18 protein-coding genes are annotated in these 20,028 nt (G+C 60.4%); 8 read left to right on the top strand and 10 right to left on the bottom strand.

The features are described 5' to 3' along the window. Positions 1-153 precede the first annotated feature (153 nt). From LG294_RS10405 to tkt, 7 genes are all read right to left on the bottom strand, one after another. The gene (locus LG294_RS10405) at positions 154-1,134 is read right to left on the bottom strand and encodes an FAD-dependent oxidoreductase (RefSeq protein WP_404285471.1); all 981 of its coding nucleotides are present in this window, start codon (positions 1,132-1,134) and stop codon (positions 154-156) included. A 73-nt stretch (positions 1,135-1,207) separates the two neighbouring features. Beyond that, positions 1,208-1,948 carry a 6-phosphogluconolactonase gene (pgl, locus tag LG294_RS10400; protein WP_404285470.1) on the bottom strand — a complete coding sequence of 247 codons (741 nt, stop codon included), beginning with the start codon at positions 1,946-1,948 and terminating at the stop codon, positions 1,208-1,210. Beyond that, a complete protein-coding gene (locus tag LG294_RS10395; protein ID WP_404285469.1) occupies positions 1,938-2,879 on the bottom strand; it encodes a glucose-6-phosphate dehydrogenase assembly protein OpcA in 942 nt (313 codons plus the stop codon). Before LG294_RS10395 ends, pgl begins: the two co-directional genes overlap by 11 nt. Continuing rightward, complete coding sequence (gene zwf / locus LG294_RS10390) at positions 2,876-4,396, bottom strand: glucose-6-phosphate dehydrogenase (protein ID WP_404285468.1); 1,521 nt, start codon at positions 4,394-4,396, stop codon at positions 2,876-2,878. Before zwf ends, LG294_RS10395 begins: the two co-directional genes overlap by 4 nt. A gap of 9 nt (positions 4,397-4,405) precedes the next feature. Next, a complete protein-coding gene (locus LG294_RS10385) occupies positions 4,406-5,980 on the bottom strand; it encodes a glucose-6-phosphate isomerase (protein WP_404285467.1) in 1,575 nt (524 codons plus the stop codon). Further along, positions 5,981-7,084, bottom strand: a complete 1,104-nt coding sequence (tal, locus tag LG294_RS10380) for a transaldolase (protein WP_404285466.1) — start codon at positions 7,082-7,084, stop codon at positions 5,981-5,983. Positions 7,085-7,100: 16 nt separating this feature from the next. After that, positions 7,101-9,203, bottom strand: a complete 2,103-nt coding sequence (gene tkt / locus LG294_RS10375; protein WP_404285465.1) for a transketolase — start codon at positions 9,201-9,203, stop codon at positions 7,101-7,103. A gap of 725 nt (positions 9,204-9,928) precedes the next feature. On the opposite strand from tkt, the gene LG294_RS10370 reads away from it, so the two are divergent. From LG294_RS10370 to LG294_RS10360, 3 genes are all read left to right on the top strand, one after another. Further along, positions 9,929-10,876: a heme o synthase gene (locus tag LG294_RS10370; protein WP_404285464.1), complete on the top strand. Its 948-nt coding sequence runs from the start codon at positions 9,929-9,931 to the stop codon at positions 10,874-10,876. A gap of 218 nt (positions 10,877-11,094) precedes the next feature. Then, positions 11,095-11,436, top strand: coding sequence for a PadR family transcriptional regulator (locus LG294_RS10365; RefSeq protein WP_404285463.1), 342 nt, complete (start codon positions 11,095-11,097; stop codon positions 11,434-11,436). Beyond that, a complete protein-coding gene (locus LG294_RS10360; RefSeq protein ID WP_404285462.1) occupies positions 11,429-12,382 on the top strand; it encodes an HAAS signaling domain-containing protein in 954 nt (317 codons plus the stop codon). Before LG294_RS10365 ends, LG294_RS10360 begins: the two co-directional genes overlap by 8 nt. A gap of 75 nt (positions 12,383-12,457) precedes the next feature. Here the strand turns inward: LG294_RS10360 and LG294_RS10355 are convergent, their stop codons facing one another. Genes LG294_RS10355 through LG294_RS10345 form a run of 3 tightly spaced genes read right to left on the bottom strand, consistent with a single transcriptional unit; the run spans position 12,458 to position 15,136 of the window. Further along, positions 12,458-13,399 (bottom strand): heme A synthase, encoded by a 942-nt coding sequence (locus LG294_RS10355; RefSeq protein ID WP_404285461.1) that lies wholly within the window; start codon positions 13,397-13,399, stop codon positions 12,458-12,460. A gap of 25 nt (positions 13,400-13,424) precedes the next feature. Then, positions 13,425-14,186 carry an ABC transporter permease gene (locus LG294_RS10350; RefSeq protein WP_404285460.1) on the bottom strand — a complete coding sequence of 254 codons (762 nt, stop codon included), beginning with the start codon at positions 14,184-14,186 and terminating at the stop codon, positions 13,425-13,427. Beyond that, complete coding sequence (locus LG294_RS10345) at positions 14,183-15,136, bottom strand: ABC transporter ATP-binding protein (protein WP_404285459.1); 954 nt, start codon at positions 15,134-15,136, stop codon at positions 14,183-14,185. The genes LG294_RS10350 and LG294_RS10345 overlap by 4 nt, the downstream gene beginning before the upstream one ends. Positions 15,137-15,327: 191 nt before the next feature. Between LG294_RS10345 and LG294_RS10340 the strand changes: the two genes are divergently transcribed. From LG294_RS10340 to LG294_RS10320, 5 genes are read left to right on the top strand one after another with little or no spacing between them, the layout of a single operon-like run. Further along, a complete protein-coding gene (locus LG294_RS10340; RefSeq protein WP_404285458.1) occupies positions 15,328-16,113 on the top strand; it encodes a helix-turn-helix transcriptional regulator in 786 nt (261 codons plus the stop codon). Beyond that, positions 16,110-17,570 carry a Fe-S cluster assembly protein SufB gene (gene sufB / locus LG294_RS10335; protein ID WP_404285457.1) on the top strand — a complete coding sequence of 487 codons (1,461 nt, stop codon included), beginning with the start codon at positions 16,110-16,112 and terminating at the stop codon, positions 17,568-17,570. The genes LG294_RS10340 and sufB overlap by 4 nt, the downstream gene beginning before the upstream one ends. Positions 17,571-17,572: 2 nt before the next feature. Further along, the gene (gene sufD, locus LG294_RS10330) at positions 17,573-18,853 is read left to right on the top strand and encodes a Fe-S cluster assembly protein SufD (protein ID WP_404285456.1); all 1,281 of its coding nucleotides are present in this window, start codon (positions 17,573-17,575) and stop codon (positions 18,851-18,853) included. 46 nt (positions 18,854-18,899) lie between these two features. Next, positions 18,900-19,658: a Fe-S cluster assembly ATPase SufC gene (gene sufC, locus LG294_RS10325; RefSeq protein WP_404285455.1), complete on the top strand. Its 759-nt coding sequence runs from the start codon at positions 18,900-18,902 to the stop codon at positions 19,656-19,658. Positions 19,659-19,671: 13 nt separating this feature from the next. After that, entirely contained in the window at positions 19,672-20,016 is a 345-nt protein-coding gene (locus LG294_RS10320; protein ID WP_096285112.1) for a metal-sulfur cluster assembly factor, read from the top strand. Positions 20,017-20,028 lie beyond the last annotated feature (12 nt).

Here is a 20,028-nt window from a genome sequence, read left to right as displayed (position 1 = left end):
AAATACTACGCCTGTATTCAAGGCATCAAGCAGTGATTTGCATCTCACTATCCCAGGCCGTTTCGCGCATCAGATTTGTCGTTAATACGCGGGTCCCCGAAGCTAATACGAATAATCGTCTTGTTTTCGAGGATCTTCAGTGAACCTGAGCGACTAGTGAATTTCGGCGACCAAATCGAGGACGCGCTGCGCGGTACCCCATGACAGGGTGACACCCGCGCCACCATGGCCGTAGGCGGCAATGACCGGAATTTGATGTCCCGAGACGAGTTCAAGGCGAATGGCATCGCGCGCCGGGCGAAGTCCCACCTTGTGCTCGAGGACTTCCAGACCTTCGAGTTCTGGCATCAGCTCGGTGGCGCGGCGCAGAATTGCCGCCGCGGTGTCCGGATCGACTTCGCGGTTCCAATCATGCGCTGTGTCGGTGCCGCCGACAATGATGTCCTCGCGCCGGGGAATGATGTAGCTGACCCCATCGGGGTAGTCGTCGTCGCACAGCCAGTCGGTGAGCTTCTTCGTATTGGCCAGGCGTACCACCTGGCCGCGGATCGGGTACACGGACTCAGCATCGCCCAAGAGCTGGCCACCGCGCAGCCCGCCGGCGATGACCGCAAGATCCGCGCTGCCCTTCAGCTCGGCCAGATCCTCGACCGTACCGTGGATGAACTTCACCCCGAGCGCTTCGACCTCATTGCGCAGCCACGAGAGGTAGGTGGTCATGGTGATGATCGGGAGGCGCGCGTAGACTCCGGCGTGGGCACCTTCGGGCAGCTCCGCCTTTGGCGCCTCGGTCGCGTTCGCAACGATCTTGGTCCAGGAGCGATCGGCTCCGGGCAAATGGTCCACGTTCAAACCCGGACGCAGATCCACTCCGGCCGCCGGTATGGATGCCAGCTCTTCGAACCGCGCGAGCGAGCGAGCGAGCAGCAGATCTGCGGCGGGGGAGTTCTCCGTGTGGTAGGGGAACCAGATGGCGGCGGCCACGGCGGAAACGGTCTCCAATGGCTCTTGATCCGAGATCACGGTGACCGCGTAGCCCGCGGTAGCCAGCTCGTGGGCGGTGGACAGCCCGATCACTCCGGCGCCGATCACCGTGATGCGCCGTGTCTGAATTGGCGGTTGTTGCACGGTCATATGGAAGGTCCTTTCAAAACACGAAGACCGGTGCCGCCCATGGCTTATGGGCGGCACCGGTCTGCGGTGATGCTTAGAGCAGCGTCGCGGCGCTGCGGTCGATCAGCCAGCGGGTAGCCTCGGTGCCTTGTACGGCACTTGCCGGCACCTTGACCTCGTTGACCTCATGCTGGGCGGCCGCCAAGGCTGGCGCCTTCTCCGCGCCGGAGACCAGCAACCAAACCTCGCGGGCCGTGTTGATGGTGCTCATGGTCAGCGACACCCGGTGCGGCGGCGGCTTGGGGGAGTCGTGCACCGCGATTGCCCCGAGCTCGGTGGAGCGCGTGTGGTTCGGGAACAGCGAGGCCACATGTGAATCCGGGCCCATGCCGAGCATCAGCACGTCGAAGACCGGGTTCGCGGCCCCGTCGCTTGCCTCGTCGGCGAGCAGCTGCGTGTAGGCGGCCGCCGCTTCCTCGGCGCTGGCGAAGGCGTCGCTGTCACCCATCACGTGGACGGTGCCACGGTCAAGGCCCAGCTCATCCAGGGCAGCGAACAGCACTTCGGCCTGCACCGCGTTGCGATCGGTGCTGCCGGCCGCGACGAAGCGCTCATCGCCCCACCAGAAGTGCACCGCCGACCAATTCACCGTGACTTTCGCCGGGTTCTGCGCCACTGCCGCCAGCGCCGCGATGCCCAGCGTGCCGCCGGTGAGGACCACATGGGCGACCCCGCGGGCGGCGATCGCATCGGCGATGGAGGTGATCAGCCGGGCGGCGACTCCGTGCGCGGTGGCCGAGCCGTCTTCATGGATGACAATCTGTCTAGCGATCACTGGGAATGATGCTCCTTAGGTTGGTCAGGCTGAGCCCGCGGGTGATGACTTCGCCGAAGACGTCGTCCGCGTCCAGGCGGCGCATCTCCTCGGCCAGGCATTCGGCCACCGAGCGGCGCGGCAATGAGATTCGCTGCGGTGCGCTGCCCGGAAGGTAGAGGTGGGCCACGGCCCCGGAGGGACGGGACAGCTCCACGTCCCCAGCCTCGCGGGACAACCGTACGCTGGAGAGCCCGCCGGTGGACTTATCCGCCGCGATGGTCACCGGGACTTCCAAGCGCATGGTCAGCCAGGCCGCCAGCAGCGAGGTGGACGGAGAGTTCTCCGAACCTTTCACGGTGATGCCGCTCAGGCCCTCGGTGCCGATCAGATCGATGATGCTGGCCAGCTGGGCGCGCCAGAGGGTGATGCGGGTCCATGCCAGGTCGGTGTCTCCGGCGCGGTAGGTGCTGGCTCGTTGGAACAGCGCTTCGGTGGGATCCTTGGTCTCGTTGGAGTCGGTGATCCGCCGGTGCGCCAGCTTGCCCAGCGCGGTGTTGTACGGATCGGCCGGGACCCCGTGCGGCCACCAGGCCACAATTGGTGCGTCGGGCAGCAGCAGTGCGGAGATCAGCGCCTCGTCGGCAGCCATATCCGGGCCGTGCGTGCGCATTACGATGACCTCGGAGGCGCCGGCGTCTCCGCCGACACGGATCTGCACGTCGAGCCGGTTCTCGCCCTTCTCCGAGCCGCGCACCACCACGATGATGCGGCAGGGGTGTTCGCGGCTAGCCAGGTTGGCCGCCTCGATGGCGTTCTCCGCGAAGCCCTCGCGGGTGATGACCACCAGGGTCAGCACCCGGGAAAGGGCCACCACGCCGTGGGTGCGGCGCGAGGAGAGCAGCTTCTTGGCCACCTTTGAGGTGGTCGTATTGGGAAGATCGATCATCATGGTCGTCGCCACGTCCTTCCATCTTTGGCCATCAGCTGATCGCTGCTGGCCGGGCCCCAGGAGCCGGGCAGGTAGGGATCTGGCTGTTCGGGCTGTGCGGCCCAGTAGTCCTCGAACGGGTCCAGGATGCGCCAGGACTGCTCGACCTCTTCATGGCGCGGGAACAGCGGCGGTTCGCCGAGCAGCACGTCAAGGATCAGTCGTTCGTAGGCCTCCGGGGAGGACTCGGTGAACGCGTTGCCGTAGCCGAAGTCCATGGTCACGTCGCGGATCTCCATCTGGGTGCCGGGCACCTTGGAGGAGAAGCGGATGGTGGCGCCCTCATCGGGCTGCACGCGGATCACGAAGGCATTCTGCCCGAACTCGTCATCCGCGTGATCGGTGAACAGCAGGTTCGGTGCGCGTTTGAAGACCACCGCGATCTCGGTGACGCGGCGTCCCAGACGCTTGCCGGCACGCAGGTAGAAAGGCACCCCGTCCCAGCGGCGGGTGTTGATGTTCAGCCGCACCGCCGCGTAGGTTTCGGTTTTGGACTTCGGGTTGAAGCCCTCCTCGTCGAGGAAGCCGACTACCTCTTCGCCGCCCTGCCACCCGGAGGTGTACTGGCCGCGCGCGCTGGCTGCACCCAGATCCTCGGGCAGCTGCACCGCGGTGAGCACCTTCTCCTTCTCGGCGCGCAGGTGGTCGGCGTTGAAGGAGATGGGTTCTTCCATGGCGGTCAGCGCCAAGAGCTGCAGCAGGTGGTTCTGGATGACGTCGCGGGCAGCGCCCACTCCGTCGTAGTAGCTTGCGCGTCCCCCGATGCCGATATCCTCGGCCATGGTGATCTGCACGTGGTCCACGTACTTGTTGTTCCACAGCGGCTCGAACATCTGGTTGCCGAAACGCAGCGCCAGCAGGTTCTGCACCGTTTCCTTGCCCAGATAGTGGTCGATGCGGAAGACCGCGTCGGGCGGGAAGACCGACTCGACGATCTCGTTGAGCTCGCGGGCGCTTTCCAAGTCGTGGCCGAAGGGCTTCTCGATGACCACACGCTCCCAGCCGGGATTCTCATCCTTGGCGAGCTTGTGCTCGGAGAGCTTCTGGCAGACCACGTCGAACCAGCTCGGCGGGATGGACAGGTAGAAGGCGTGGTTGCGTCCGGTGGAACGCGACTCGGCCAACTCATCCAGGGTGGCGGAGAGCTGTTGATAGGCGTTGTCGTCGTCGAAGGCCCCGGAGATGAAGCGCATTCCGGAGGCCAGCTGTTCGAATACCGTCTCGTTGAACGGGGTCCGCGCGCTGGCCAGGATCCATTCGCGGGCCTGGTTGGCGAATTCCTCGGCCGACCAGTCGCGGCGGCCGAAGCCGACGATGGCAAAGTTCGGGGGTAGCAGACCGCGGTTAGCCAGGTCATAGACCGCGGGCATCAGTTTTTTGCGGGCCAGGTCGCCGGTGATTCCGAAGAACACCAGCGCGCCCGGACCGGCGATGCGGTTAAGCCGCCGGTCGCGGGCGTCGCGAAGTGGATTACTCATATTTTGTTCTTAGCTCGCAGCCTCAAGCAGCGCCGCGATACCCGCGGCGCGATCGGTTAGATTCACGCGCAGCACCGGACGGCCATGTTCGGCGTCCGAGAGCACCTTGCCGTCGCCGGTAGCCTGTGCGGTGATCAAACCGCCGAAGCTGTAGGCGCGGCCCGGGATCTCAAGATCCTGCTCATGGTTCGCGGTGACCTGCAGGAAGACCCCCTGGCGGGGGCCGCCCTTGTGGTACTGGCCGGTGGAGTGCAAGAAGCGTGGTCCCCAGCCGAAGGTCACCGGGCGTCCGGTGCGTTCGGCCAGCAGATCGCGCAGTTCCTCCAGACCAGCGTCACCGTGACGGTTCAGGTAGGCGTGGATGGCCAGGTAGCCATCCTCGCCCAGCTGTGCGGTCAGCGCATCCAGCGCACCTGCCAGGTCCGCTGCCTGCGTGCCGAACAGCTCAACGCTGCCGTCCACCGCATCCGGGGATCCGGCGGTCGGTGCGTCGAGCAGCGAACGCGCGGCGATCTTGGCTGCCTCGACATCCGGCTGGTCAAACGGGTTGATGCCCAACAGGTAGCCCGCCACTGCGGTAGCGAACTCGAAGATCATGAACGAGGTGCCCAGCGGTGCACTGAGGTGGATCGCGGTGGCCTCCTCATCGATTTCCGCGGGCAGCTGCTCATGCAGGTAGAGCGGCAGCACGTCGGCGGCCACATCCTTCAGCTCGGGCGCATCGGGATGTGCCACCACGGGAAGCACTCCCTTGCCAAGCTTGCCGGTGGATTCGGCAATGAGCTGTTCGGCCCAGTCGCCGAAGCCCGGCAGGGCGTCGCCGATTTCGGCGATGACCAGCTTGTCGCGGCCGGCGGTGACCAGCGCTGCACCAAGGTGCAAGGCAATATTGTCCTCGTCGTCGCCGCTGAGCAGGTCCGAGATCAACCCGGCCTCTTCGATCAGCGCTTCGATATCGGCTCCGGCAAGACCCGAAGGCACCAGCCCGAAAGCGGTTAGCGCCGAGTAGCGCCCGCCCACATTCGGATCGGCGTTGAATACCGCACGCACGCCTTCTGGATTGTCCATCGGGGAACCCGGATCGGTGACGAGCACCAGTCGGGTCGCCGGATCGATGCCGGCTGCCTCGAAGGCCGCGGTGAATGCACGACGCTGCGAATCGGTTTCCACGGTGGACCCCGATTTGGAGGCGACGACCACGACGGTGCGCTCCAGCTCGGTGTTCACGATCTCGGAAACCATCTGCGGGTCGGTGGTGTCACAGATGACCAGGTCAACCTCGTCATGTGCGGCGATCACCTCGGGTGCCAGCGAGGAGCCGCCCATACCGCACAGGGCGATGCGGGTCAGGCCCTCGGCCAGCAGCTGCTCGCGCAGCTCCAGGATCTGCGGAAGCAGCTTTTCGGCGGCTTCGAAGGGCTGAGCCCACCCCAGACGCATAGCTGATTCGGCTTCGGCCTCGGCGCCCCACACGGTGGGGTCCTGGGCGGCGATGCGGCTGCCGACCTTAGCTTCGATGAGCTTCGGAAGTAGCTGATCAACCGATGCGAGTGCCGCACCGGAAGTCACTAAGCCCAATTCCATTTACTTGGCCTCTTTCAAAGCCACAGACATGTCCTCAAGGAGTTCATTCCATGCGACGTCGAACTTCTGAACGCCTTCAACCTCAAGCAGTGACACAACTTCGTTGTAGTCGATGCCCTGGGCAGCGAGCGCATCGAGCACGCCGTTTGCCTGGTCGTAGCTGCCGGAAACCACGTTTCCGCGTACCTCTGCTTCCGCGGCGGTAGCATCCAAAGTCTTTTCCGGCATGGTGTTCACGGTCTGCGGTGCCACCAGCTCGGTGACGTACAGGGTGGACGGGTAGGCCGGATCCTTGACGCCGGTCGACGCCCACAGCGGACGCTGCACATTGGCGCCGGAGGTCGCCAACGCCTCGTAGCGTGCCGAGGCGAATGACTCCTCGAAGACCTGGTAGGCCAGGCGTGCGTTAGCCACACCGGCCTGGCCGCGCAGGGCCAGAGCTTCGTCGGTGCCGATGGCGTTCAGGCGCTTGTCGATTTCCGAGTCCACGCGGGAGACGAAGAAGGAGGCGACCGAGTGGATCTTGGACAGATCCAAGCCATTGGCCTTGGCCTTCTCCAAGCCGATCAGGTACGCGTTGATGACCTCGCGGTAGCGTTCCAGCGAGAAGATCAGCGTGACGTTGACGCTGATGCCCGCCGCAATGGTTTCGGTGATGGCCTCTAGGCCAGCGAGCGTAGCGGGGATCTTGATGAGCACGTTTTCGCGGTCAACGCGTTCGTAGAGGGCCTTGGCCTGAACGATGGTCTGCGCGGTGTCGTGAGCCAGACGCGGGTCGACCTCGATGGACACGCGGCCGTCGAAGCCGTTGGTGGAGTCGTAGACCGGGCGGAACAGATCGCAGGCGGACGCAACATCGTCGCTGGTGATCTCGGTGATTGCGTCTTCGACCGACTTGTGGCGCTGCTCGGCGATTGCCTCGCCGTACACAGCTGCGTTAGATAGCGCCGCGGCGAAGATCGAAGGGTTGGTGGTTACGCCAACGACGTTCTTCTCTTCGATGAGCTTGGCCAGCGAGCCGCTGGTCAAACGCTCGCGGGAAAGGTCGTCCAGCCAGATGGAAACGCCGGCGTCGGACAGGGCCTGGGTATTTGGGTTACTCATAATGTGTGCCAGTTCCTTACTTAACAACTTTTTCGGCGGCTGCGACAACTGCATCGGCGGTGATTCCGAATTCGCTGTAGAGCTTCTTGTAATCTGCGGATGCACCGAAGTGATCCAGGGAGATGATCTCGCCTGCGGCGCCGACCAGCTCGCGCCAGCCCTGGGCTACGCCGGCTTCCACCGACACGCGGGCGGTGATGGCCGCTGGGAGAACCTCTTCGCGGTAGGCCGCGTCCTGCTTGGCGAACCACTCGAAGCTTGGCAGCGAGACGACGCGTGCTGCGACGTTCTTGGCTGCAAGTGCCTCGCGTGCCTCGACTGCCAGCTCGACCTCGGAGCCGGTGGCCAGCAAGATGACATCTGGGGTCACCTCGGCGCCGTCGCGGACGGCTTCGGCCAGGATGTAGCCACCCTTCAGGGTGCCTTCGGCACCGCGGAATCCGGGCGCCGAACGGTCATAGATCGGCAGGTTCTGGCGGGAGAGCACGATACCCGATGGGGTGCCGGTCAGTTCCAGCATGCCGCGCCATGCGTAGGCGACCTCGTTTGCGTCCGCCGGGCGGACAACGTCGAAGTTCGGGATGACGCGCAAGGAGGCAAGCTGCTCCACCGGCTGGTGGGTCGGGCCGTCCTCGCCAAGTCCGATCGAGTCGTGGGTCCAGACGAAGATCGATGGGATGCCCATCAAGGCGGCCAAGCGGATGGCCGGACGCTGGTAGTCCGAGAAGATCAGGAAGGTTCCGGAGAATGCGCGGGTCGGGCTGGAGAGCACGATGCCGTTCACGATCGACGCGGCGGCGTGCTCGCGGATACCGAAGTGCAATACGCGGCCGTAAGGGCTGGCATCCCACGAATCGGTGGAGCGGCGTTCCGGTGCGAAGGACTTCGCGGTCTCGATGGTGGTGTTGTTCGAACCGGCGAGGTCGGCAGAGCCGCCCCACAGTTCTGGCAACTCATCGGCGATCGCGTTGATGACCTTGCCCGAGGCGGCGCGGGTGGCCATGGTGGAGCCTGGTTCGAAGGTCGGGATCTTTTCGGTCCAGCCCGCTGGCAGCTCACCGGCCTGCAGTCGCTCAAGCAGCGCTGCTTCTTCGGGATTTGCCTGCTTCCACGCGCTGAAGGTCTCGTTCCACGACTCGTGCAGCTCTGCGCCGCGGGTCACTACCTCGCGAGCGTGCTCCAGAACCTCTTCGTCGATGTGGAATGACTGCGCTGGGTCGAAGCCCAAAACTTCCTTCAAGCCTGCAACTTCTTCGCCGCCGAGCTTCGAACCGTGGATGCCACCGGTGTTCTGCTTGGTTGGCGAAGGCCAGCCGATGATGGTGCGTAGCGCGATCATCGATGGGCGGGAGGTCTCGGCCTTGGCGGCGCGGATCGCGGCGTCCAGTGCGTGCATGTCTTCGACGTACTCGCCGGTGACGGTCCAGTCAACGCGCTGGGTGTGCCAGCCGTAGGAGTCGTAGCGGCCCAAGACGTCTTCGGTGAACGCGATGTCGGTGTCGTTCTCAATGGAGATCTTGTTGTCATCGTAAATAACGACAAGGTTGCCGAGTTCCTGATGGCCAGCCAGCGAGGAGGCCTCGGAGGTGACGCCCTCCTGCAGGTCGCCATCGGAAGCGATGACGTACACGGTGTGGTCAAACGGGCTGGTGCCGGCTTCTGCTGCAGGATCCAGCAGACCGCGCATGCGGCGCTGGGAGTACGCGAAGCCTACTGCCGAAGCCAGGCCCTGGCCCAATGGGCCGGTAGTGATCTCAACGCCGGCGGTGTGGCCGTACTCCGGGTGGCCCGGAGTCTTGGCGCCCCAAGTGCGCAGCGCTTCGATATCTTCCATTTCCAGGCCGTAGCCCGAGAGGAACAGCTGTAGGTACAGGGTCAGCGAGGTGTGACCGGGGGAGAGCACAAAGCGGTCGCGACCGATCCAGTTGGGATCCTTCGGGTCATGACGCAGGTGCTTCTGGAAGATCAAATACGCGGCCGGAGCCAAGCTCATGGCGGTACCGGGATGGCCGTTGCCAACTTTTTCTACTGCGTCGGCTGCCAAGACACGCGTGGTGTCGATGGCCTTACGATCCAACTCGGTAAGTGAGAACTCTTCTACTAAGGATTCAATCGCCACTGCGGCGTTCCTTCCATTCAGGCTTGGACGGGGCTTATCCCGCTGACACGCAATACGCCGTCGACCCTCCTACCCGTGGTCGAGCTTGTGGGGTATTCGGTGGCGACGGCGCGATTAGTGTCCACTGTATCGCGAATCGGCCTTTGACTGTATGGGTTGAACAAACATGACACGCACAATTTGCGTCAATCTTTGACCCCTCGAACATTCAATGGCTTGGAAGCCTTGGGTGTCGGCGCGTGCTTTGGATGCCACACCGGAGGCAAGGAATCGAATTTAGGGTGCCCGGAAGTCTCGCATCCGTTTCTTCCATGACATCTGCGACGTTGACATCAACACAATGGAGTTGGTTCCGGTTTCGCAATTTTGCCCCACCCGGAGGGTGCGGGCTGTTGCTTTCGGCAGATCGAAAATAGCAACCGCACAATCTGCAGATCTTGTTGGATAAAAGAATACAAAGTTATAAGCCTGTGTTTGGTCGAGCGAGTTACCGACGGCAGTTCTCGTACTACCGTCTGGCTGTCGGTGAAAAGCTGCTCTTAGTGGGACAGGGTGCGGAATTTATTGCCGGCAAAGATGACCGGAATCACGGGCATAACTATGAATACCTCCACGAGGCAACTACCGCCTGACTTCTATTCGTCGTAGAATAAAAGATGTCTGTCTTGTACCCGTGTAGAACTGAGTGCGTTTAATTGAAGACTCTTAATGTCGCCGGATCATCAGTGCCGCGCTCAGCGCGCCAGCCTGATGAAAGCACCGGGGATTTTGTCAAGCGTAAGGCTAGCGCCTATCTCGCGTTGACCAAGCCTCGCGTCGTAGAGCTGCTCCTGGTCACTACTTTGCCGACGATGATCTTCGCCGAGCGAGGTTTCCCTGATGTTTGGCTCATGATCGCAACCCTTCTTGGCGGTGCGATGTCCGCGGGTGCAGCCGGCTCATTCAACTGCTATCTCGACCGTGACATGGACAAGCTGATGAAGCGGACCAAGGGTCGCCCCTTGGTTACCGGTGATGTCACGCCACGTGAGGCCCTTGTCTTCTCCTGGGTATTGGCAGTCGCATCGCTTGCCGTGTTCTGGTTCGGAACCAACCCGCTGACCACCGCGCTTGGTCTCGCCGCGATTCTTCTTTACGTGGTGCTTTACACGATGATCCTCAAGCGTCGTACCTCGCAGAACATTGTCTGGGGCGGTATCGCAGGATGCATGCCGGTGCTCATCGCCTGGGCCGCAGTGACCGAAACAGTTGAGTGGCCGGCGATCATCTTGTTCCTGGTTATCTTCCTCTGGACTCCGCCACACTACTGGCCACTGTCGATGAAATATGCGGACGATTACAACGCTGCTTCGGTGCCAATGCTCGGTGCCATTGCCAACGCGCGCCGGGTCTCGGTACAGGTTGTTCTCTACGCATGGGCCACCGTCGTGTGTTCATTGCTCTTGCTTCCTATGGGCTACGCGGGCATCGTCTATACCGCGGTTGCCGGTGGCGCAGGTATCTGGTTCGTCTACGAATCGCACGTTCTCTACCGCGAGGCTCAGCGAGACCACAGTCCGGCGGAGATGAACCGCAAGGCTATGAAGGTCTTCCATATCTCGATCACTTATCTATCGGTGGTCTTCCTAGCACTGGCTTTCGACCCTTTTATTGGTAGCCCGCTATTTGGCTAAAAGAATTTCTTGAATCCCCGTTTTCAATCAGTTGAAGACGGGGATTTTTTTGTGCCCACTCGTTCATTGAGCTGCTTGCTGTCTAACAGGTAATTCCATCGCCGACTTGGTAGCGGAGTCCGTGGCCACCGCAGGTTGGGGTTCTGATCTTGGTCAAGAATCGCTAACGATTGGATTTCTTGCTATACAAGGCTTGTTACGCAAGGTAAGTTCAGGGTATGAATCTCAACGCCGAAAAGATCGCTACGAACCTTCGCAAGGGTGTGCTTGAATACTGCGTCCTTGCATTGTTATCCGAGCGGGAGATGTATGGGCTTGAGATTGCAAATCAGCTAGTTGAGCTGGAGCTGACGGCCAGCGAGGGGAGTCTCTACCCCTTGCTAGCCAGGATGAAGGATGCGCGAAGTGTGCAGACCCGCTGGGAGCAAACCGACGGTTCACGCTCACGCAAGTACTACGCAATCACCGACAACGGTAGGCAATCACTAGAACTCTTCGGCTCAGTCTGGGGCCAGCTGAGTAACCGGGTGAACGGTTTAATAGGAGAACATCATGTTTAGTACCAAGGCGGACGTGACTGCGAAGCGCTATCTACGTCAACTCAGCGGATACTTGGCGGACCTTCCTGAGACTCAGCGGCGAGTTATTATCCAGGACATCTCGGAGCATATCGAGGAATCAAGGTTGAGCGGCCGTACCGAATCTGAGGTCATCAGTGCGTTGGGGGAGCCTCGGGAGGTGGCCAAGATGTCCCGAAGCGAGTTGGGGATCCCCGAGCCACGTGGAACCAGCCCATGGCCAGTAGGGAGCACCCTGATTGGAGCCGCGGTGGCGTTGGCGACTTTCACTGCGGTCATCGTGAGCTTTTTCCTGCGGAACGCCGAGGGGCAGCATCCCGAATCGACTAGTGCGACCGAACGCACGCTCTCATCTTTGGTGGATCTTTACGGACCGGGAGTAGCGGTACTCACCCTGCTTCCGGCGGTGCTGGTGGCGTTGCTCTTGCTCGTGCCACTGCGGATGCGACGTTGGGCTACGCTCGCCTGTGCGGTGGCATCCAGCTTGTTGGTGTTCCTTAATCCTATGGATGCAGGCTTGTTCTACGTCCCCATGGCCATCGTGATTTGGTTGGCTGCCACGCTGCCGTTTGCCAAAGAACTTCGCTCTGGCCGGGGAGAGTCTGTGGTGCTGCGGATCATTGGTTTAGTCATAATACTGCTTCCCGTTTTGGTACTCTTCGGCACGATGGTCAACCAAACGTTTGAGCTCGTCATGGTTCCCGCAGTGATCTGGGCAGTAGCGTGTCTGGTGATAGCAATCGGGGTTATGCTCAACCGTCGTATCGCCTACTGGGCCGTGTTGATTTACGGTCTGTTGGCACTTCTGGTCGCCGTATTCGATAGTGGAATGCTGGTAGCAGCGATTTGGCTGTTTGGAGGCATCGTCGTGTCTTTTGGAATCTATGGCCTGCTGCGTCTGCGCCCCAGGGCAGGCATCACCCGCTAGGAAGACCGTTGTGGCAAGGTAAAGCAAAAGCGGCTGGATCCCCGGGGATCCAGCCGCTTGAGTCTTAGATAGCGTTTAGCGCTCTTCTACGCGTTCGCTACGGGGCAGTCGGACGGCTCGGTCCCACAAATGCGTGGCTGCGACCAGCAGAAGGCAAGCGCCGAGCATATGCAGCAGTACCAGAGCGATCGGCAAGCCAGTGAAGTGCTGGGTATATCCGATAGCCGCCTGCACCACGATAACCAGTACCAGCCACCAGCCAGCTGCCCGGACCTTAGGGTTACCGCCAGTGCGATGAGCCAGAATCACTACGGCGATGGCCGCCACTACCAGCAGGTACACCGGAGCGGTGTGCATCCGAGTGACCAAGAGCGGATCAAAGAGGTGGCGGGGGGCGCTGGCGTCACCTGCGTGCGGGCCAGTGCCGGTGACGATGGTTCCCATGATGACCGAAAGCATGGACAAGATCCAAGCAGCCGTGGCGAATTGGCCAACTGACTTAGTCGACGCTGGGTTCTCTTCCTGCTTCAATTCTCGACGGGTGCGATTGACCAAAATGGTGGCCAAACAGACCAGTGTTCCCGAAAGAATGAAGTGCAGGGACACAACCCAAGGGTTTAGGTCGGTCCATACGGTGATGCCACCGATGACTCCCTGAGCGGGAATACCAGCCAAAAGGACCCAGGCAAGGGTGAAGATCGAGCGATGGGTCTTGCGCATATTCCAGACGGCGATAAAGAACGCCACTGCAATAGCCAGCAACACAAAGGTGAGCAGGCGGTTGCCGAACTCAATGAGCCCGTGCACTCCCATCTCTGGGACCGGGGTCATGGAACCCGGGACGCAGTTTGGCCAGTGTGAGCAGCCCAAACCGGATTTGGTCAGTCGTACTGCGCCACCGGTGATGATGATGCCAACCTGAGAGATCAAGGAGGCGATCGCCAAACCGTGGACGAGGCGGGTGACCTGCGTCGGCAACCTATCGGCCCAACTTGGGGTGACTAGGCTTGAAGACATGGAAATCTCCCTTATTTTGTGTTGGTTAGTTCCATTTGAAAAGTTTGATGGCGGCGAATGAACCGGCCGCGGCCCAAAGTATTAAGAAGATCAAGCTCGCGATGCTGAAGTGACCTTCAATGAGCGCTGAGCGCATTGCATCGCCAAGCGCAGCCGAAGGCAGCGCGTCCAGTGTCGGCTGGATCCATTGCGGAGCCATGCGCAAGGGGAAGAGCACCCCGCCTACTCCGGCGAGCAGGATCCACGCCAAGTTCGTGATTGCCAGCGTGGCCTCTGGGCGCACAGTGCCTGCAATGAGCAGCCCCAAGGCGGTGAAGGCCGCTGCCCCGAGGAGCAAGAACAAGATCGCGGGGATGATTCCAAACAGGTTTGGCTCCCAGCCGAGCAACAAAGCTACTAGCGTGATGAGGACTACCTGGATGGCGAGCACGGTAAGCACCGCGATGACCTTGCCGAAAATCAAGCCAGTCTTCCCCAAAGGGGTCGTGGAGAACATCCGTAGTACGCCGTAGCGGCGGTCGAAGCCGGTTCCAATGCCTTGGCCAGTGAAGGCGGTAGAGATCACGCACAGGGCAAGCACGCCGGGGACGGCTGCATCAATGCTGCGCGGAGCAACTCCCTCAAGTAAATCCGTAAAAGTCAGCCCGAATAAGGCGATGACAGGCAGAACCACCGCTAGGACCAGTTGCTCACCATTGCTGAGCATCATGATTGTTTCGTATTTGCCTTGCAGCGCGATGCGCTTGGATGTGGAAACCGCGTTGGATTTGGCAATATTCTGGCTCATGCCGATTCCTCCTTCTGCGCGAACTCCAAGAAAACATCTTCGAGGCTGCGTGCTTGCAGATTCATGTGCGTTGGCAAGATTCCCTCGCGTGCCCACCAACTGGTGAGCCAATGAAGATGATCCGCAGCGCTGACCCCGGTCAGGTGGTACTCGCCGGGGGCAGTTTCGTCCAAGTGCAGACCTGTTGGCGGCTGCGGGAGCGTGAGTCCAGGTGTCGCACCGAAGTTCACTGGCCGGGTCTCATGTTCTGCGGCGGCCAGCGTCGTCAATTCGGCGACTGTGCCCCGTGCGACGGTGCGGCCCTTATCGATGATGTACACGTAATCACTAAGGCGTTGCGCGTCATCCATCAGGTGGGTGGTGAGCACTATCGCCTTGCCGGCGTCGCGCTGTTCGCTGATTAGGTCGAAAACTACATGACGCGACTGGGGGTCGAGGCCCGCGCTTGGCTCGTCTAAGAACAAAACTTCGGGGTCTCCGGCTAGCGCTAGCGCCAAGGCGACACGTTGCTTTTGCCCCCCGGAGAGTCGGCGGATGGTGCGGCTGCCGAAAGATTCGAGATCTAGACGCGCAATCAGCGCGTCAATATCTATTGGGTTTTTGTACATGGCAGCGACATGGCGCAGCAACGGAACTGGTCGCATCGAGGGTGGCAATCCACCGTCTTGCAACATCACTCCGACGCGCGAACGAAGAGCCGGATTATCGCCAAAAGGATCTTGGCCGAGCAGTTGAACTGTTCCGCCTTCAGGGCGCATAAGTCCCTGGGCACAGGCAAGGGTTGTTGACTTGCCGGCGCCATTGGAGCCGAGAAGCGTGGTGACCTGCCCGGGGAAAGCTTTGAGGGAGACGGAATCCAGGACCCTGAGCATGCGATTATTTAGCGCAGGAACCGGTCCCAGATCCTTGCTCAGCTCATTGATGATGAGGCTGGGAGTAACTGAAGACACCACAGCATTCTACGTCATGTCGAAGTCAAGGGCTCTGAGTCCTTTGTCACGAAGGCTCGAATTCGGTTTGCGTACCGAGGATGATGGATATAGCGGGAGAGAAAAACCGCAAGATTCTCCCGATGACAAGCTCTACCTTAGTAAGTCCTTCCTTACTAGACGTAGACATAAAATATAGGCATGCTTATGTTGTGTATTCATCTAATTCAGACACAGCTAGTACCACAACTGGCACTACGGTTGACGCGGTTGGGGATACTGAGGAGCGCACGCGAGACCGAGTTCTCAACGCAGTCCTAGAAGATGGACCGGTCAGTGCGGCCGAGCTTGGCACCAAGCTCGGGTTCACACCAGCGGCGGTTCGGCGTCACCTCGATGCTTTGTCCAAATCCGGGCTAGTAGAGGTGAAGCTGGTAGCCAACCAGAAGTCGGGCGCAGGCCGTCCGTCCCGTCGGTACGTACTATCGCACCGGGGACAGACGAAGCTGGGCAATGACTACTTGGACATCGCCACCCAGGCGCTTAAAGTCTTGGGGGACGCGGCGGGAGAAGATGCGATTCGCAAATTCGCCCGTGACCGCTTCGCGACGATGGAAAGCCGCTATGCGAAAGCACTAGACGGTGTTGAAGGGCTGGAGGAGCGAGCAGCGAAGCTTAGCGAATTGCTTAGCTCCGACGGTTTCGTTGGTTACACCCGCAAGGTTGAAGCGAAAGTTTCAACAGCACTAATGCGCAGCGTTCAGCTGTGCCAGGGGCATTGCCCCATACAAGATTTGGCACGCGAGTTTCCGGTGTTTTGCGACATGGAAACTGAAATGTTCGCCCGATTGGTCGGTGTTGACGTGAGAAGGTTGTCGACGCTAGCCGGCGGTGGACATGTGTGCACGACCCACATCCCTGTGGGTCGCGGTAAGGCGCCAATGCGCGCTGAGAAAAGAACTCGAATTCAGTTCACGAAGCAGGAGAGGCCGCGATGACGGATCAGATTGCACAGGAGTCTGCCGACCCAGGTGTAATTTCCGAAATTCTGGAGAAGAACCCCGAACTCCACGGAATCGGTAATTACGAATACGGCTGGTCAGACAAGAACGACGCGGGTGCAAATGCACGTCGTGGCGTTGACGCCGATGTTGTAGCCAACATTTCCAACCTCAAGTCAGAACCTGAGTGGATGTTGGAGATGCGCCAGAAGGGCTTGAAGTACTTCGACCGCAAGCCGATGCCTACCTGGGGTCCAGACCTCTCAGGCATTGACTTCGACAACATCAAGTACTTCGTTCGCTCGACGGAGAAGCAGGCCACCTCGTGGGAGGACCTGCCCGAAGACATCAAGAACACGTACGACAAGCTAGGCATTCCAGAGGCTGAAAAGCAGCGTCTGGTTTCCGGCGTGGCTGCTCAGTACGAGTCCGAGGTTGTCTACCACCAGCTGCGCGAGGATCTCGAGCAGCAGGGTGTCATCTTCCTTGACACGGATACCGCGTTGAAGGAACACGAAGACATCTTCAAGGAGTACTTCGGCTCGGTCATCCCGGCTGGCGATAACAAGTTCGCCTCGCTGAACACCGCGACCTGGTCCGGTGGCTCCTTCGTGTACGTTCCTAAGGGCGTCCATGTAGAGATCCCACTGCAGGCATACTTCCGCATCAACACGGAAAATATGGGTCAGTTCGAGCGCACCTTGATCATCGCCGACGAAGATTCCTACGTTCACTACATTGAGGGTTGCACCGCCCCGATCTACCAGTCGGACTCGCTGCACTCGGCAGTAGTCGAGATCATCGTGAAGAAGAACGCCCGCGTTCGCTACACGACGATCCAGAACTGGTCGAACAACGTGTACAACCTGGTGACCAAGCGTGCCGTCTGTGAAGAAGGCGCCACCATGGAATGGGTCGATGGCAACATCGGCTCCAAGGTGACCATGAAGTACCCAGCCGTGTACCTGGTAGGCGAGCATGCCAAGGGTGAAACCTTGTCCATCGCTTTCGCCGGCGAAGGCCAGCACCAGGACACCGGTTCGAAGATGGTTCACATCGCTCCGAACACCTCCAGCTCCATTGTCGCGAAGTCGGTGGCCCGTAACGGCGGCCGCTCCGCTTACCGTGGTCTGGTCCAGGTTCGCGAAGGCGCCAAGGGTACAAAGAACTCGGTCGTCTGTGACGCGTTGCTGGTTGACCAGATCTCGCGTTCGGACACCTACCCATACATCGACGTCCGCGAGGATGACGTGACCATGGGCCACGAGGCGACAGTTTCCCGTGTTTCCGAAGAACAGCTGTTCTACCTGATGTCCCGCGGCATGGCCGAGGACGAGGCAATGGCAATGATCGTGCGTGGCTTCGTTGAGCCAATCGCCCGTGAGCTTCCAATGGAATACGCGCTGGAACTGAACCGCCTTATTGAACTTCAGATGGAAGGATCGGTCGGTTAAGAATGTCGGAGACCACCACTCAGATTCCCGATGAGAAGGCGCGCATTGGCGCCCCTTCCATCCCGGGCTTCACCGAAGAGGGCGAAAACCTTTCGCCCCTGAACGACAGCGCCACCTCTCCGCTTGCCGGTGCCTCTTCCAAGAGCCACAGCCACGGCGGCGGCGAAGGCGTCACGGATTCCTCGCGTGCAGGCCGGTTGACCAGCTACAACGTTGAAGATTTCCCAAAGCTGACCGGTCGCGAAGAAGACTGGCGCTTTACCCCGCTCAAGCGCATCGGCAACTTGCACACCGCGGAGCTGACCGGCAAGGCACCAAAGATCGAGCTCACCGGTTCGGAAACCGTCTCGCTGCGCACCGTTGCGGCAGATGACGCGATCCGCGGAAATGCTTTCACCCCTGATGACCGCGTGTCGGCCAACAGCTGGAAGTACTCCAACGGCGCGCAGGTGCTCACCATCCCGGCTAACGCCGAGGACGTGAAGAGCGTTCTGCGCATCACCGGCGAGTCGCTGGATCCAGCGGCCCAGCACCTGATCATCGTGGCGGAGGAGAACTCCGAAGCCATGGTCGTCATCGACCACGTCGGCTCGGCAGTTCTGGCACAGAACATTGAATTTGATGTTCACGCCGGTGCTCGTCTGCGCGTTGTCTCGCTGCAGGCCTGGGAGTCCGATACGATCCACACTTCCTCGCAGCAGGCAGTCGTGGCCAAGGATGCAACGTTCAAGCACATCGCCGTCACCTTCGGTGGCGACCTGGTGCGCGTGAACCCTTCGGCTCGCTTTGCCGGGGAACACGCAGAGATCGAGCTGTACGGCCTGTACTTCGCCGACGCCGGCCAGCACCTGGAACACCGCCTGTTCGTTGACCACGCGGTACCTAACTGCAAGTCGAACGTGCTGTACAAGGGTGCCCTGCAGGGCAAGGGCGCACACACCGTATGGGTTGGCGACGTGCTGATCCAGAAGGCTGCTGTGGGAACCGACTCCTACGAGGCGAACCGCAACCTGGTGCTCACCGACGGCACTCGTGCCGACTCGGTGCCTAACCTGGAAATCGAGACCGGCCTGATCGACGGTGCCGGACACGCTTCCACCACCGGACGCTTCGACGACGCGCACCTGTTCTACCTGATGTCTCGCGGTATCGATGAGAAGACCGCACGCCGTTTGGTGGTTCGTGGCTTCCTGAACGAAATCGTCCAGCAGATCGGTGATGAGCAGCTCCAAGAGCGCCTGACCGACACCATCGAAGAAGAATTGGCAGCTACTAATCTCTAGTAGCTCCGGTTCTACCAGCCTTTTAGATATAGAAACGGAACGACGTATGTCTACTCTGGAAATCAAAGACCTGCACGTCTCGATCGACACCGAGCAGGGTGAGAAGGAAATTCTCAAGGGTGTTTCGCTGACCATCAACACCAACGAAACCCACGCAATCATGGGCCCTAACGGTTCGGGCAAGTCCACCTTGGCCTCGACCATCGCCGGTCACCCACGCTACAAGGTCACCTCGGGTTCGATTACCCTTGATGGCGCCGATGTGCTGGAGATGAGCGTTGACGAGCGTGCCAAGGCAGGCCTGTTCCTGGCTATGCAGTACCCAGTTGAGGTGCCAGGCGTGAGCATGACCAACTTCCTGCGTACCGCCAAGACCGCAATCGACGGAGAAGCTCCGAAGCTGCGTACTTGGACCAAGGACGTCAAGGCAGCCATGAGCAAGCTGAAGATCGATGCGGACTTCGCGGCTCGTAACGTCAACGAAGGCTTCTCCGGCGGCGAGAAGAAGCGCGTCGAGATCTTGCAGCTTGAGCTGTTCAAGCCTAAGTTCGCGATTCTCGACGAGACCGACTCGGGCCTCGACGTTGACGCGTTGAAGACCGTTTCCGAGGGCGTCAACCGCGCTCAGGACGAGAACCAGATGGGCACCTTGCTGATCACCCACTACACCCGCATCCTGCGCTACATCAAGCCAGACCAGGTGCACGTGTTTGTTGACGGTCGAATCGCTGAGCAGGGTGGCCCGGAACTTGCAGATCGTTTGGAAGAAGAAGGTTACGACCGCTTCCTGAACGTCCAAGCCTAGTAAGGTAAATTCCATGAGTGAATCAACCGAACAGAGCACGGGAGCCGCTACGACTCCGTTGGAAGACGTAGAGGAGGCGCTCAAAGACGTCATTGACCCGGAACTCGGTGTTAATATCGTCGACTTGGGCCTGCTCTACGGTTTGAAGTACGCGGAAGACGGCGCACTTATTCTCGACATGACCTTGACCACCGCGGCTTGCCCGCTCACCGATATTATCGAAGAGCAGGTTGCCCAGGCGATGGAAAGCGTTGTCGACGAGCATCGTTTGAATTGGGTTTGGATGCCACCTTGGGGTCCTGAACGCATTACCGACGATGGTCGCGACCAGATGCGCGCCCTTGGGTTCAACATCTAAGTTGTAGAGCAA

Origin of the sequence: Glutamicibacter arilaitensis (assembly GCF_044793945.1) — a bacterium.
Lineage (GTDB): Bacteria > Actinomycetota > Actinomycetes > Actinomycetales > Micrococcaceae > Glutamicibacter > Glutamicibacter arilaitensis_B.
Note: the sequence above shows the minus strand (reverse complement) of the source record. Positions and strands in the feature narration are given on the sequence as shown.

Excerpts from the sequence above, each read along its gene's own strand:
- LG294_RS10405 (WP_404285471.1), bottom strand. The coding sequence starts at position 1,134 with ATGACCGTGCAACAACCGCCAATTCAGACACGGCGCATCACGGTGATC.
- LG294_RS10395 (WP_404285469.1), bottom strand. The coding sequence starts at position 2,879 with ATGATGATCGATCTTCCCAATACGACCACCTCAAAGGTGGCCAAGAAG.
- zwf (WP_404285468.1), bottom strand. The coding sequence starts at position 4,396 with ATGAGTAATCCACTTCGCGACGCCCGCGACCGGCGGCTTAACCGCATC.
- LG294_RS10385 (WP_404285467.1), bottom strand. The coding sequence starts at position 5,980 with ATGGAATTGGGCTTAGTGACTTCCGGTGCGGCACTCGCATCGGTTGAT.
- tal (WP_404285466.1), bottom strand. The coding sequence starts at position 7,084 with ATGAGTAACCCAAATACCCAGGCCCTGTCCGACGCCGGCGTTTCCATC.
- LG294_RS10365 (WP_404285463.1), top strand. The coding sequence starts at position 11,095 with ATGAATCTCAACGCCGAAAAGATCGCTACGAACCTTCGCAAGGGTGTG.
- LG294_RS10360 (WP_404285462.1), top strand. The coding sequence starts at position 11,429 with ATGTTTAGTACCAAGGCGGACGTGACTGCGAAGCGCTATCTACGTCAA.
- LG294_RS10355 (WP_404285461.1), bottom strand. The coding sequence starts at position 13,399 with ATGTCTTCAAGCCTAGTCACCCCAAGTTGGGCCGATAGGTTGCCGACG.
- LG294_RS10350 (WP_404285460.1), bottom strand. The coding sequence starts at position 14,186 with ATGAGCCAGAATATTGCCAAATCCAACGCGGTTTCCACATCCAAGCGC.
- sufB (WP_404285457.1), top strand. The coding sequence starts at position 16,110 with ATGACGGATCAGATTGCACAGGAGTCTGCCGACCCAGGTGTAATTTCC.
- sufD (WP_404285456.1), top strand. The coding sequence starts at position 17,573 with ATGTCGGAGACCACCACTCAGATTCCCGATGAGAAGGCGCGCATTGGC.
- sufC (WP_404285455.1), top strand. The coding sequence starts at position 18,900 with ATGTCTACTCTGGAAATCAAAGACCTGCACGTCTCGATCGACACCGAG.
- LG294_RS10320 (WP_096285112.1), top strand. The coding sequence starts at position 19,672 with ATGAGTGAATCAACCGAACAGAGCACGGGAGCCGCTACGACTCCGTTG.